The following is a 12,699-nucleotide window of genomic DNA, read 5'->3' on the forward strand; positions in this document are numbered from 1 at the left end:
ACAGTTTTGGCGGTAAAAATTCATTGAAGAATAGACGGTGTAACCGTATACACTGAAAGATACACGCATTGTGGAAGGGGGTGACATGGTTTATCACGCAGATGAAAATCGTTATCAGACAATGGAGTACCGCCGCTGCGGTCAGAGCGGCCTTAAACTGCCGATTGTCTCGCTGGGTTTGTGGCACAATTTTGGCGATACCACACAGGTCGAAAACAGTCGGGCATTGTTACAGCGCGCATTCGATCTGGGGATCAACCATTTTGATCTGGCAAATAACTATGGTCCACCGCCGGGTTCGGCAGAACGGAATTTTGGTCGGATCCTGCAGGAAGATTTTTTACCGTGGCGAGATGAGCTTATTATCTCCACTAAAGCGGGCTACACCATGTGGGAAGGTCCCTACGGTGACTGGGGTTCACGCAAATATCTGATTGCCAGTCTCGATCAAAGCCTGAAGCGCCTGGGACTGGAGTATGTCGATATTTTCTACCACCATCGCCCCGACCCTGAAACACCGCTCAAAGAAACCATGCGCGCACTGGATCACATCGTCCGTCAGGGCAAAGCCCTGTACGTCGGGTTATCTAACTATCCGGCAGATCTTGCCAGGCAGGCGATTGAAATACTCGACGATTTAGGTACGCCATGCCTTATTCACCAGCCCAAATATTCCATGTTTGAACGTTGGGTCGAAGGCGGTCTGCTGTCGTTGTTACAGGAAAAAGGCGTCGGCAGTATCGCCTTTTCACCGCTGGCAGGCGGGCAGTTAACCGACCGCTACCTGAACGGCATTCCTGCGGATTCTCGTGCGGCAAGCGGCAGCCGTTTCCTGAACCCGGATCAAATTACGCCAGAGAAACTGGAGAAGGTGCGGGCGCTGAATGCGCTGGCAGAACGACGCGGGCAAAAGCTTTCCCAGATGGCGCTGGCATGGGTGTTACGGGATGACAAAGTTACGTCAGTGCTGATTGGCGCGAGTAAAACGGCGCAGATTGAAGACGCTGTCGGCATGCTGGCAAACCGTCACTTTACGTCTGAAGAGTGCGCGGAGATTGATGCTATCCTGAGTTGATTGAAATAAAGACACATTTATTAACAAAAAGTGCTCTCACTTGCGATTTAAGAGTTAAGGCGATGAAACGGGGCTTTACTGCCCCGTAATATTGTATTAACAGGCCGGCTACGGCTCGATCGTGAAGGAGAGAAAACATGTTCAGGTCACTGATTCTGGCGGCAGTCTTATTGGCTTTTACACCGCTGGCCGCGAACGCCGGCGAAATCACCCTGCTGCCATCAATAAAATTGCAAATTGGCGATCGCGATAACTACGGTAACTACTGGGATGGCGGCCGCTGGCGCGACCGGGATTACTGGCACCATAACTATGAGTGGCGCAAAAATCGCTGGTGGCGTCATGACAATGGCTATCATCGCGGTTGGGATAAACGCAAAGCTTATGAGCGCGGCTACCGTGAAGGCTGGAATGACCGTGACGACCACCGCGGTCGCGGAAAGGGCCGAGGTCATGGCCACCATCATTAATGTAACAAAAGGGCCCGCAGGCCCTTTTGTTTTTACAAACCGAGCGCGGTTCCTACCAACAGCCAGATATTGAGCGTCACCACCAGCACAACAATCACCCAGCCTACCTGTTTTACCCATCGGGTATTCACCAAATCGCCCATCAGCTGACTGTTGCTGGTGAAAATCAACAACGGCACCAGCGCCAGTGCAATACCAAAACTGAGCAACACCTGGCTCATCACCAGAATACGCGTTGGATCTAATCCCATCAGAATCACAATAAAGGATGGCATCATGGTGACCGTACGGCGAACCCAAAGCGGAATGTGAAAACGGATAAACCCTTGCATCACCACCTGCCCCGCCAGCGTACCGACCACAGTAGAAGAAAGTCCCGCAGCCACCAGGCTTAAACCGAACACTGTCGCCGCAGCGTGACTTAACAGCGGTTCAAGGGTCAGATAGGCTTGATCGAGATCGGCAATACCGGTATGCCCGCTAAAATGAAATGCAGCGGCAGCCGTCGCCATCATCGCCAGATTGACAAATCCGGCAATCGTCATGGCGATAGCCACATCCCATTTCGTGGCCGCATAGCGCTGTTGACGTGTTCCGCCGTGCAGATGCTGGGTTAAGGAAGAGTGCAGATAAATGACGTGCGGCATGATAGTCGCGCCGAGCACGCCAGCGGCGAGGAACACCGCTTCGGAATTAGGTAGGCTCGGGATAACCATCCCCTTGCTAAGTTGCGCGAAGTTCGGCTGGGAAAAGATCAATTCCACAATGTAAGCCGCAGCTACAAACAGCAGCAAGCCGCCAATCACTTTTTCCAGCGGTTTTTGCCCGCGGCGCTGCAACATCAGAATCAAAAAAGTCGCGATACCGGTGAGCACGGCCCCCTGCAATAACGACACGCCGAGGATCAACTTAAAGCCAATCGCGGCACCAATGAATTCAGCAAGGTCTGTCGCCATGGCGATAATTTCGGCCTGCACCCAGTAGAACCACACCACCGGACGAGGATAGTGATCGCGAATTTGCTCCGCCAGATTTTTACCCGTGGCAATGCCAAGCTTTGCCGATAGCACCTGGATCAGCATCGCCATCAGGTTTGCCCAGACCACCACCCACAACAGTTTATAGCCAAAGCTGGCCCCTGCCTGGATGTTGGTGGCGAAGTTGCCCGGATCGATATAGCCGATCGCCGCGATGAACGCAGGTCCCATTAATGCGAGCTTCAACTTGCGCGCTGCCCGTCCACTGCTACTCTCAACGCGATCGTTAGTCATTTTAGTGCCTCAGAAACATAGCCTTTGCTATGTTTCAAGCTACGCCTATTGAGAATGATTATCAACTTCATTTTGATGGGTGAAGTTGATTTCTCTGATAGTGTTTGTCTATGGATCGATAAGGATTCTGGGAAAAACGGTAAGATGTTTAATTATTGTTATAGATTAGCACAATGACATAACTTTTCACTTCGATACAAAGCATAACGGAAGTGTATCACCGATCACTAATTTTGAATCTCGTCACAGGTCCTTATTATAGTGTGTGTTTGATCTCGTTTTCTTTATGGTTGTTACATAGAATGTGCACGAAAACTAAACCTGCCTCATATTTGGAGCAAATATGGACCGCGTCCTTCATTTTGTATTGGCATTGGCCGTTGTTGCGATCCTTGCGCTGCTGGTAAGCAGTGACCGTAAAAAGATTCGCATTCGTTATGTTATTCAACTGCTTGTTATTGAAGTGTTACTGGCGTGGTTCTTCCTGAACTCCAACGTCGGCCTGGGCTTCGTAAAAGGCTTCTCCGAAATGTTCGAAAAACTGCTCGGTTTTGCCAACGAGGGGACGAACTTCGTCTTCGGCAGCATGAATGATCAAGGCCTGGCATTTTTCTTCCTGAAAGTGCTGTGCCCTATCGTCTTTATCTCCGCCCTGATCGGTATCCTTCAGCATATCCGTGTGCTGCCGGTTATTATCCGCGCAATTGGTTACCTGCTTTCCAAAGTGAACGGTATGGGCAAGCTGGAATCCTTCAACGCCGTCAGCTCTCTGATCCTGGGTCAGTCCGAGAACTTTATCGCCTATAAAGATATTCTCGGCAAAATGTCTCGCAACCGTATGTACACCATGGCTGCAACGGCGATGTCTACCGTTTCCATGTCTATCGTCGGCGCGTACATGACCATGCTGGAGCCGAAGTACGTTGTTGCGGCGCTGGTACTGAACATGTTCAGCACCTTTATCGTGCTGTCGCTGATCAACCCTTACCGCGTTGATGCCAGCGAAGAAAATATCCAGATGTCTAACCTGCATGAAGGTCAGAGCTTCTTCGAAATGCTGGGTGAATACATCCTGGCAGGTTTCAAAGTGGCAATTATCGTTGCGGCGATGCTGATTGGTTTCATCGCGCTGATTGCTGCCCTGAACGCACTGTTTGCCACCGTGACCGGCTGGTTTGGCTACAGCATCTCCTTCCAGGGCATCCTGGGTTACATCTTCTATCCGGTTGCATGGGTAATGGGTGTTCCGTCCAGCGAAGCGCTGCAGGTGGGCAGTATCATGGCGACAAAACTTGTTTCCAACGAATTCGTTGCGATGATGGACCTGCAGAAAATCGCCTCTACGCTCTCTCCGCGCGCTGAAGGCATCATCTCTGTGTTCCTGGTCTCCTTCGCTAACTTCTCTTCTATCGGTATTATCGCCGGTGCGATTAAAGGCCTGAACGAAGAGCAAGGTAACGTAGTTTCCCGCTTTGGTCTGAAGCTGGTGTATGGCTCTACGCTGGTGAGCGTACTGTCTGCATCTATCGCAGCACTAGTGCTGTAAGCGTAAGACAACGTCGTAGTGATAAGGCCGGGGAATTTCCCCGGCTTTTTTTATGCCTGCTATTCAGCAGAGCAGAGAGATACCGGTAAGAATCGACAGGATGCAGAAACAAAAAACCCCCGCTTTTCAGCGAGGGTTTAAATTTTGGTGGAGCTAAGCGGGATCGAACCGCTGACCTCTTGCATGCCATGCAAGCGCTCTCCCAGCTGAGCTATAGCCCCACGATGCTTTTACGTATATACCAAATTCGTTGGGATAAAATTTGGTGGAGCTAAGCGGGATCGAACCGCTGACCTCTTGCATGCCATGCAAGCGCTCTCCCAGCTGAGCTATAGCCCCATTACGTAAAGCTTGTCGAGTTGACGGGCGGCATCATATGAATTCCCTTCGCGTGTGTCAACGGCAAAATTAACTCATAGAATTCAATCGCTGAAAAAGCAGTCAAATGAAGAACATTGCGTAACAACTCGCATTCAGTAGTTAAACGCGTCACGGTTTCTACTAAAATGGTGCTATAAAATGAGCCACTAATTAACCCCACGACTATTCAGGGAATCGTTATGTTCAAGGAACGGATGACGCCAGAAGAACTTGCTAATCTGACCGGATACAGCCGACAGACCATCAATAAATGGGTGCGCAAGGAGGGTTGGGCTACATCACCAAAACCAGGCGTACAGGGCGGTAAAGCGCGTCTGGTTCACGTCACCGAACAAGTTCGTGAATACATTCGCAGCGCTGAGCGTTCAGCCGAAGGTTTATCAGATAATTTATCGTTATCAGGCGATACCTCTATCGAAGCTCTACTGATTAGGCTCGCCAAAGAGATGACTCCGTCAGAACAGAAAATGTTTACGTCACTGATCCTGCGTGAAGGCATTACGGGTTTATTACAACGCTTAGGGATCCGCGACAACAAATAATATGAAAAAATTACGCAGCAAAATGACGACCGAAGAACTGGCGGACTGTCTCGGGGTTGCCAAACAAACCGTCAATCGTTGGATCAGAGAACAAAACTGGACCACCGAAAAGTTTCCCGGCGTTAAAGGGGGTCGTGCAAGGCTGATTCATATCGACTCCAGCGTCCGCACGTTTCTGCTCAATATTCCGGCTTTTCGCAAAGTACCTGAAATTTATCAGGCAGAGGAACCGTTGGCAGAATACAACCACGTGGTGCGTAGCCACGCCTGTCGCCAGATAATTAGCGCACTGGACAACATGTCCCCAACGGAACAAGAAAAGCTGGCAATGTATATTTCTCGCGAAGGTATTCGCACTTTCCTTACCCGTCTGGGTATTGATGAGTCTGAATAACAGGCAAAAAAAACGGCAGGATGCGCTCCTGCCGTTGTTTCATCGCTCAACCGAGCTTACTGCTGGCTTTCACGCTCAGCAATAAACGCCAGCGCTTTATTAATACGCTCAATGCTGCGGGATTTACCAATCGCATGCACTGTGACGTCTAACGCCGGAGACTGACCCGCACCGGTTACGGCTACGCGCAGCGGCATTCCAACTTTACCCATACCCACTTCCAGCTCATCAGCGGTCGCCTGAATCGCGTGGTGCACGTTTTCTGCCGTCCACTCGCTGATAGCAGCCAGTTTATCGCGAACCACTTCCAGCGGCTGACGTGCTACCGGACGCAGGTGTTTCTTCGCGGCGTCCGCGTCGAACTCAGCAAAATCTTCGTAGAAGTAACGGCAGCTCTGCGCCATCTCTTTCAGCGTTTTGCAGCGCTCACCCAGCAGTTTAACCAGCTCAGACAGCTGCGGGCCGACGCGAGTGTCGATATTTTCCTGCTCAATGTGCCATTGCAGATGCGTTGCCACATATTCCGGTGCCAGCGCATTAATGTAGTGATGGTTCAGCCACTGCAGTTTTTCGGTGTTGAACGCACTGGCAGACTTACTCACCGCACCAAGGGAAAACAGTTTGATCATCTCTTCACGGGTGAAGATTTCCTGATCGCCGCTGGACCAGCCCAGACGCACCAGATAGTTCAGCAGCGCTTCCGGAAGGTAACCGTCGTCGCGATACTGCATAACGCTGACCGCACCGTGACGTTTAGAAAGTTTTTTACCATCGTCGCCGTTGATCATCGACACGTGTGCATAAACCGGCACCGGCGCATTCAGCGCTTTCAGGATGTTTATCTGACGCGGAGTGTTGTTGATATGGTCTTCACCACGAATAACGTGAGTGATTTCCATATCCCAGTCGTCGACCACCACACAGAAGTTGTAGGTCGGGGAACCGTCGGTACGGCGGATGATCAGATCGTCCAGTTCCTGGTTGCTGAATTCGATCGGCCCACGGATCTGATCATCAAAAATAACGGATCCATCCTGCGGGTTGGCAAAACGCACCACGCATGGTTCATCAGCAGCATGATGTTCATGACCGTGGCGGCAGCGACCGTCGTAACGAGGCTTCTCACCGTTTGCCATCTGCTCTTCACGCAGCGCGTCCAGACGCTCTTTGGAGCAGTAGCATTTATACGCGGTACCGGCTTCCAGCATCTCATCGATCACGGCGTTGTAGCGATCAAAACGTTTGGTCTGGAAGTACGGGCCTTCATCCCATTCCAGATTCAGCCAGTTCATGCCATCCATAATGGCTTCAATAGCTTCCGGAGTGGAGCGTTCGAGATCGGTGTCTTCAATACGCAGCACAAACTCACCGTCATGGTTACGTGCAAAAAGCCAGGAATATAGAGCAGTACGCGCACCACCGACGTGCAGGTAACCTGTCGGGCTTGGCGCGAAGCGAGTTTTGATTTTCATGAAATGGCCTTACGTTTATAAAGATGCCGACAACCGGCAAATCCTGGGAAGATTATCAGGCTAGTATTCTATCACTGTGGTCTGATTCCTCAATGTTGTTCAGGTTGGAACATCACGCTTTGCCATTTTCGTATACAAATCATGCTGCATGGATTGATTTGCGATCGTTTTGTTTAAATTTACGACGAACGAACAAATTCTTTAGAAAATGCGTTGACTCATTTTCAACTCTCCCTATAATGCGACTCCACACAGCGGGGGTGATTAGCTCAGCTGGGAGAGCACCTCCCTTACAAGGAGGGGGTCGGCGGTTCGAACCCGTCATCACCCACCAACTACTTTATGTAGTCTCCGCCGTGTAGAGTAAGAAATTGAGAAGTGGGTGATTAGCTCAGCTGGGAGAGCACCTCCCTTACAAGGAGGGGGTCGGCGGTTCGATCCCGTCATCACCCACCACTTTCTCGCCAGCTGGATTTCTTACAATAAAATTGAAGTACCGAAGTGGGTGATTAGCTCAGCTGGGAGAGCACCTCCCTTACAAGGAGGGGGTCGGCGGTTCGATCCCGTCATCACCCACCACTTCGGGTCGTTAGCTCAGTTGGTAGAGCAGTTGACTTTTAATCAATTGGTCGCAGGTTCGAATCCTGCACGACCCACCAATGTAAAAAAGCGCCCTAAAGGCGCTTTTTTGCTATCTGCGATTTATACAACTGCCTGATGCGCTACGCTTATCAGGCCTACCGACAATACTCCCTTCGTAGGCCGGATAAGACGTTAGTCGCCATCCGGCACAGATATCACATCGTCAATGCCGCTACCAGTTTCTCCAGCGCGGGTGTCGCCTGCTGTTGGTCATACACAATATATAAATCCGCCGGAATACGTTCCTCTAACGGTCGGAATACCACGCCTGGCCAACTCATCTGCGCATAACTGTCAGCAATTAACGTAATACCAATCCCCATGCTGATCATCGCCAGCACCGTTTGCGGCTCCCTCACCTCACGGATAATCATCGGGGAAAATCCAGCGCTCAGGCAAACTCGCTGCAAAAATGCCCAGTCGGTATGAATGGAGGGCATCGTGACAAAATATTCATTTCTCAACGCTTCCAGCGGTACGGATTCACAGGCGGTAAGAGCATGTTCTTCCGGTATGGCCACCAAAAATGAGGATTCATGTAAGCGCAGGCTGGTAAATCCGGGAGAGGGTTCAGTAGCCATGCGCCAAATCCCCGCATCCAGTTCACGTCTTTCCAGCATCGTCATCTGCATTGCGGGCATGTTCTCGCGAAACTGCACCTCAACGTTGGGATTTTCCTTCAGAAAACGCCGCATCACCGGACGCATTTTTCCCCACATTGCGGTACCAATGACGCCTAGCTCAATTCGCCCTGCCTCACCGCGACCAATCTGTTCCACTCGTGCCAGCGCCTGATTAGCACTGGATAACAGTCTGCGCGATTCTTCCATCAAAATTTTTCCGGCGTGGGTTAACGCCACGCTGCGGGAATGACGGATAAATAGCAACGTGCCGAGCTGTTGTTCCAGCTCTTTAATATGCGTACTGAGGGGCGGTTGCGACATATTCAGGCGAGCAGCAGCGCGTCCAAAATGCAGTTCTTCTGCGACGGCAAGAAAATAACGCAGTAACTTCAGATCGATGCGGTGCGTGCGTTCCATGGATAATGCGCTCCTGAGTGAATATTAATGCGCAAAGTTACCACATTGCATCGCAGAAAATGAAACGGCGGGTATCAGAACCCGCCGCTAAAGGAGCATTAATGTGCCAGTGATTTCTGCGCCAGTCGTTCAGGCTCATGCTTATATTTAAAGAACAATGCAAAGATAACCGCCAGGACCAGCGCGTAAGCGGCAAACACCAGCCAGATAGTTTGCCAATCCTTGACGCCATCGACAGAAAAATAGTCCACCGCCATCCCGCTCAGGATTGAACCAACCCACGCGCCAATGCCATTTACCATCGTCATAAACAACCCTTGGGCGCTGGCGCGAATGCTTGAGTCAACTTCCTGCTCGACAAATACCGATCCGGAGATGTTGAAGAAATCAAACGCGCAGCCGTAAACGATCATCGACATCAGCAGCAGCACAAAGCCAAACGGAGACGGATCGCCAAAGGCAAAAAAGCCAAAGCGCAGCGTCCACGCCAGCATACTCATCAGCATCACTGTTTTAATGCCAAAGCGTTTAAGGAAGAATGGAATAGTGAGGATAAAACCCACTTCCGCCATCTGCGAAACTGACAGCAAAATGGAGGGATATTTCACCACAAAGCTGTTGGCAAACTCAGGGTTACGGGCAAAATCATGCAGAAACGGATTGCCAAAGACGTTGGTGATTTGCAGCACCGCCCCCAGCATCATGGCAAACAAAAAGAAAATTGCCATGCGCGGATTTTTAAACAAAACAAACGCATCCAGCCCCAGTTTACTGGCCAGCGTGGCGGACTCTTTTTTCTCCGCAACCGGTATTTTTGGTAACGTCAGCGCATACAGAGCCAGCAGCAGCGATGCGCCTGAAGCGATATAAAGCTGTGCGCTGCTCAGTTCCAGTCCCATTAAGCTGACCGTCCACATCGCCACAATAAAACCTATAGTGCCAAATACACGAATTGGCGGGAACGCGGTGGCCGGATCCTGACCCGATTGTGCAAGGCATGAATATGAGACGCTGTTCGATAACGCAATCGTCGGCATATACGCCATCGCGTTAACCAACATTACCCAGAACATGGTCTGTGGATCGGTAACGGTTGTGGCGTACAGCAACACGCCAGCACACACCAGATGGCACAGCATATAAGCGCGCTCGGCACGCAGCCACTTATCGGCGATGATCCCCATAATGCCCGGCATAATAATCGCTGCCAGCCCTTTCGAGCTGTAGACCATCCCCACATTCGCGCCGGTAAAATCCAGGGTGTTAATCATGTAAGAACCCAGGGTTACCAGCCAGCTTCCCCAGATGAAATATTGCAAAAACGACATGAGCTTTAAGCGAGATGCGATACCCATTTTTCCGTTCCTTGCCATAAAGTAAGACCCCGCAAGCGGGGTCATGTTTTAATTATTCAGGCCAGTTTGCGCAAGAAGCCACAGATAAGATTGATGAAGTTCTGCCGGGAGAGTTCCGCTGCAGCCAACGTCTGTGCGTGAGATAACTTCACATCTCCCAAACCTTCAGCCAGGTTGGTGATGGCAGCCACCGCAACCACTTTCAGACCGCAGTGGCGCGCAGAGATAACTTCAGGCACCACCGACATCCCCACCACGTCGCCGCCAATAATTTGCATCATGCGGATTTCTGCCGCCGTTTCAAAGTTCGGTCCCGGATAAGAAACAAACACCCCTTCGCTCAGCGGAAACCCTTCTTCTGCGGCGACGGTTTGCAGGATCGCACGATAGTCAGCATCATAGGCATTCGCCAGCGAAAAGAATCGCTCACCAAAACGCTCATCGTTTAGTCCGACCATTGGTGTACCTGGCATCGTATTAATGTGATCGCTAAGCGCAACGAGACTACCTGGTCCGACTTCGGGGCGCAAAGAACCTGCGGCATTAGTACAAAATAACAGTTCGCAGCCCAGCAGCTTCAGGGTGCGAATGGCGTCGGTCATCACCGTCATGCCGCGACCTTCATAAAAATGCCCACGCCCTTTCATACAAGCCACCGGAATACCCGCCAGATTTCCCAGCACCAGCTCACCGGCATGACCATGTACAGTACTGACAGGGAATCCCGGCAATTTTTCGTAAGAGATGGCCACTGCATCCTCGATTTGATCCGCCAGAGCACCGAGGCCAGAGCCAAGAATAAAGGCTACGCGCGGGGTGAAATCGGGTTTGTAACTACGAATGATGTCGGCGCTATACCAGGGATTTTGCGAGAAAAGAGAGTGACTCATGAGATATCCTTAATACTGAGTAGTCGAAAATAATGTCGCGTACCGCACTGTTATAGCGAGACTACGCAATCGATTACCAATACCGTTTATCCCGACAACCGATAGTAAATCGGTATCGATGAGTCGCCCTAAACCAGCCTGAAATCACATTTTTTTCGGGCCAGAAATGGCACAGGAATAGAGATACATGAAGATTTGGAACTTTTATTATTAAACTCCGCTCCGCCATATTGTAACTGAAGTTCTGTTCACTAATGCCGATACTCATGTTTTATGGCGTGAGGAATCCGTATGACAACGATTAACGTTTCCACCCCAACTGTTCAAAGCAGTAGTGGTGGTGGAAAAGCCCCAGCCGGGAATGACATCTCCGCTCAGATTGCACAAGTCACCCAAAAGATAACCAAGCTAACTCAGCAGCTCAAAGATATTCCCAATAGTAGTGGCAGTGTTGAGCAGAAGCGCGAACAGCAGGAGCTTATTCAGACACAAATCAAGATGTTACAAGCACAGCTGGCTCAACTGTTGCGACGGCAGGCCGAGGAGTCACAGCAAAAGCAAAGCGCCGATCAGAGAAAAGCTGAGGGCATCAACACGGCTTCCGACCAACATCAGGTCGATATTTATATCTGATACAACGGATCGCGGGCACGACCAGCGGTTAATTCACTGGCCTGCATACGCACCACGTCCCACAGCGCCTGAGCCGCGGTTGATAAAGAGCGGTTTTTACGTCGAGCCAGCATCAGTTGCCGTTCAACTACCGGCGTCAGGCGCTTAACCTGCAAGTGACTGCCCTGCGGTAAGGGGAGCGCCAGCGCGGGCAGCACACTGATGCCAATCCCCGCCTCCACCATCGGGAACAGCGTGGCGGGATGACCAATCTCCTGAACGATGTTGGCATCAATGGAAAAATGGGCCAACGCCGCATCGATCAGCGGTCGACTACCGGAAGCGTAATCCTGTAACACCAAACGTTCGTGATACAAATCCTGCCAGTTCACCCACTCACGTTGGGCTAACGGATGATCCTCGCGACACAGCAGCAGGAACGGTTCGGACAGTACGGCTTCACATTGCAGGTCGGTCACCGCTCCGGGATCAATCACAATGCCAAAATCGACTTCTCCCTGGCGAATACTTTCCAGCACCCACTGCTGGGGCCTGTCGTGCAGCACAAAATCGATCGCAGGGTAAAGCTCATTACTCTGGGCAATACACTGTGGAATAAGGTGAGCAGAGATTGTCTGGCTGGCGGCAACACGCACCGTTCCAGTTAACTGTGTCCCCACCTGGCCTGCTTCACGCAGCGTGCTGTGCAGTTCATCCAGAATACGTTCCAGCCGCGTCGCCAACTGGTACCCCGCTTCCGTCAGCACTACTTCCCGCGTTGTTCTATCTAACAACCGCACCCCCGTCTGAGCTTCAAGCTCTTTAACGCTGTGGCTGACCGCAGACTGGCTTAAGCCAATAATATCCCCCGCCCGGCTAAAGCTTTTGGCCTGAGCGACGGTAACAAAGATACGCAACTGACGCAGAGAGTAATTCATCTATTCGATTCATATATGGATGCAATAAATCAATTTTATTTCTCAAATGGAAAAACGCAAAATGTTGCTAC

The 12,699-nt window shown here is 50.9% G+C and carries 13 protein-coding genes and 6 tRNA genes; 10 read left to right on the forward strand and 9 right to left on the reverse strand.

The annotated features are described in order from the left end of the window. The first annotated feature begins 85 nt into the window (after window positions 1-85). The gene (mgrA, locus tag G4551_RS16680) at window positions 86-1,075 is read left to right on the forward strand and encodes an L-glyceraldehyde 3-phosphate reductase (RefSeq protein ID WP_003839244.1); all 990 of its coding nucleotides are present in this window, start codon (window positions 86-88) and stop codon (window positions 1,073-1,075) included. A 137-nt stretch (window positions 1,076-1,212) separates the two neighbouring features. Next, window positions 1,213-1,545 carry a DUF2502 domain-containing protein YpeC gene (ypeC, locus tag G4551_RS16685; RefSeq protein WP_003839243.1) on the forward strand — a complete coding sequence of 111 codons (333 nt, stop codon included), beginning with the start codon at window positions 1,213-1,215 and terminating at the stop codon, window positions 1,543-1,545. Between the two features lie 32 nt (window positions 1,546-1,577). Here the strand turns inward: ypeC and G4551_RS16690 are convergent, their stop codons facing one another. Together G4551_RS16690 and G4551_RS24145 are read right to left on the reverse strand one after the other, a co-directional pair. Then, window positions 1,578-2,816, reverse strand: coding sequence for an Nramp family divalent metal transporter (locus G4551_RS16690; protein ID WP_003028272.1), 1,239 nt, complete (start codon window positions 2,814-2,816; stop codon window positions 1,578-1,580). Then, entirely contained in the window at window positions 2,813-2,887 is a 75-nt protein-coding gene (locus tag G4551_RS24145; protein WP_418222155.1) for a hypothetical protein, read from the reverse strand. The genes G4551_RS16690 and G4551_RS24145 overlap by 4 nt, the downstream gene beginning before the upstream one ends. Window positions 2,888-3,159: 272 nt before the next feature. On the opposite strand from G4551_RS24145, the gene nupC reads away from it, so the two are divergent. Continuing rightward, window positions 3,160-4,362, forward strand: a complete 1,203-nt coding sequence (gene nupC, locus G4551_RS16695; protein ID WP_003028275.1) for a nucleoside permease NupC — start codon at window positions 3,160-3,162, stop codon at window positions 4,360-4,362. Between the two features lie 145 nt (window positions 4,363-4,507). Here the strand turns inward: nupC and G4551_RS16700 are convergent. Then, window positions 4,508-4,583, reverse strand: a tRNA-Ala gene (locus G4551_RS16700). A gap of 42 nt (window positions 4,584-4,625) precedes the next feature. Then, window positions 4,626-4,701: transfer RNA gene (locus G4551_RS16705), tRNA-Ala, on the reverse strand. 221 nt (window positions 4,702-4,922) lie between these two features. Between G4551_RS16705 and G4551_RS16710 the strand changes: the two genes are divergently transcribed. Together G4551_RS16710 and G4551_RS16715 are read left to right on the forward strand one after the other, a co-directional pair. Further along, window positions 4,923-5,285 (forward strand): YfeC-like transcriptional regulator, encoded by a 363-nt coding sequence (locus G4551_RS16710; protein ID WP_003028277.1) that lies wholly within the window; start codon window positions 4,923-4,925, stop codon window positions 5,283-5,285. 1 nt (window position 5,286) lies between these two features. Then, window positions 5,287-5,679 (forward strand): MerR family transcriptional regulator, encoded by a 393-nt coding sequence (locus G4551_RS16715; RefSeq protein ID WP_003028279.1) that lies wholly within the window; start codon window positions 5,287-5,289, stop codon window positions 5,677-5,679. Between the two features lie 56 nt (window positions 5,680-5,735). Here the strand turns inward: G4551_RS16715 and gltX are convergent, their stop codons facing one another. Continuing rightward, a complete protein-coding gene (gene gltX, locus G4551_RS16720) occupies window positions 5,736-7,151 on the reverse strand; it encodes a glutamate--tRNA ligase (protein WP_003028281.1) in 1,416 nt (471 codons plus the stop codon). Window positions 7,152-7,409: 258 nt separating this feature from the next. Here gltX and G4551_RS16725 point away from each other — a divergent pair. From G4551_RS16725 to G4551_RS16740, 4 genes are all read left to right on the forward strand, one after another. Beyond that, window positions 7,410-7,485 (forward strand) — tRNA-Val (locus G4551_RS16725). A 46-nt stretch (window positions 7,486-7,531) separates the two neighbouring features. Beyond that, window positions 7,532-7,607, forward strand: a tRNA-Val gene (locus tag G4551_RS16730). Window positions 7,608-7,654: 47 nt separating this feature from the next. Continuing rightward, window positions 7,655-7,730 (forward strand) — tRNA-Val (locus G4551_RS16735). 4 nt (window positions 7,731-7,734) lie between these two features. Then, window positions 7,735-7,810, forward strand: a tRNA-Lys gene (locus G4551_RS16740). A 138-nt stretch (window positions 7,811-7,948) separates the two neighbouring features. On the opposite strand, the gene G4551_RS16745 is transcribed toward G4551_RS16740, so the two are convergent. The 3 genes from G4551_RS16745 to xapA form a co-directional block, all read right to left on the reverse strand. Further along, the gene (locus tag G4551_RS16745; protein ID WP_003838579.1) at window positions 7,949-8,833 is read right to left on the reverse strand and encodes a LysR family transcriptional regulator; all 885 of its coding nucleotides are present in this window, start codon (window positions 8,831-8,833) and stop codon (window positions 7,949-7,951) included. 98 nt (window positions 8,834-8,931) lie between these two features. After that, window positions 8,932-10,188 carry a nucleoside permease gene (locus G4551_RS16750; protein ID WP_003838577.1) on the reverse strand — a complete coding sequence of 419 codons (1,257 nt, stop codon included), beginning with the start codon at window positions 10,186-10,188 and terminating at the stop codon, window positions 8,932-8,934. Between the two features lie 56 nt (window positions 10,189-10,244). Continuing rightward, window positions 10,245-11,078: a xanthosine phosphorylase gene (xapA, locus tag G4551_RS16755; RefSeq protein WP_003838576.1), complete on the reverse strand. Its 834-nt coding sequence runs from the start codon at window positions 11,076-11,078 to the stop codon at window positions 10,245-10,247. A gap of 291 nt (window positions 11,079-11,369) precedes the next feature. Between xapA and G4551_RS16760 the strand changes: the two genes are divergently transcribed. After that, complete coding sequence (locus tag G4551_RS16760) at window positions 11,370-11,711, forward strand: FlxA-like family protein (protein ID WP_003038109.1); 342 nt, start codon at window positions 11,370-11,372, stop codon at window positions 11,709-11,711. On the opposite strand, the gene G4551_RS16765 is transcribed toward G4551_RS16760, so the two are convergent. Next, on the reverse strand, window positions 11,702-12,628 hold the full coding sequence (locus G4551_RS16765) for a LysR family transcriptional regulator (RefSeq protein WP_003838572.1): 927 nt from the start codon (window positions 12,626-12,628) through the stop codon (window positions 11,702-11,704). The two genes, G4551_RS16760 and G4551_RS16765, sit on opposite strands and share 10 nt — an antisense overlap. Window positions 12,629-12,699 lie beyond the last annotated feature (71 nt).

The sequence above is a fragment of the Citrobacter freundii ATCC 8090 = MTCC 1658 = NBRC 12681 genome, from assembly GCF_011064845.1.
GTDB classification, from domain to species: Bacteria; Pseudomonadota; Gammaproteobacteria; order Enterobacterales; family Enterobacteriaceae; genus Citrobacter; species Citrobacter freundii.

Coding starts and splice junctions, on each gene's coding strand:
- mgrA (WP_003839244.1), top strand. CDS start 86: ATGGTTTATCACGCAGATGAAAATCGTTATCAGACAATGGAGTACCGC.
- ypeC (WP_003839243.1), top strand. CDS start 1,213: ATGTTCAGGTCACTGATTCTGGCGGCAGTCTTATTGGCTTTTACACCG.
- G4551_RS16690 (WP_003028272.1), bottom strand. CDS start 2,816: ATGACTAACGATCGCGTTGAGAGTAGCAGTGGACGGGCAGCGCGCAAG.
- nupC (WP_003028275.1), top strand. CDS start 3,160: ATGGACCGCGTCCTTCATTTTGTATTGGCATTGGCCGTTGTTGCGATC.
- G4551_RS16710 (WP_003028277.1), top strand. CDS start 4,923: ATGTTCAAGGAACGGATGACGCCAGAAGAACTTGCTAATCTGACCGGA.
- G4551_RS16715 (WP_003028279.1), top strand. CDS start 5,287: ATGAAAAAATTACGCAGCAAAATGACGACCGAAGAACTGGCGGACTGT.
- gltX (WP_003028281.1), bottom strand. CDS start 7,151: ATGAAAATCAAAACTCGCTTCGCGCCAAGCCCGACAGGTTACCTGCAC.
- G4551_RS16745 (WP_003838579.1), bottom strand. CDS start 8,833: ATGGAACGCACGCACCGCATCGATCTGAAGTTACTGCGTTATTTTCTT.
- G4551_RS16750 (WP_003838577.1), bottom strand. CDS start 10,188: ATGGGTATCGCATCTCGCTTAAAGCTCATGTCGTTTTTGCAATATTTC.
- xapA (WP_003838576.1), bottom strand. CDS start 11,078: ATGAGTCACTCTCTTTTCTCGCAAAATCCCTGGTATAGCGCCGACATC.
- G4551_RS16760 (WP_003038109.1), top strand. CDS start 11,370: ATGACAACGATTAACGTTTCCACCCCAACTGTTCAAAGCAGTAGTGGT.
- G4551_RS16765 (WP_003838572.1), bottom strand. CDS start 12,628: ATGAATTACTCTCTGCGTCAGTTGCGTATCTTTGTTACCGTCGCTCAG.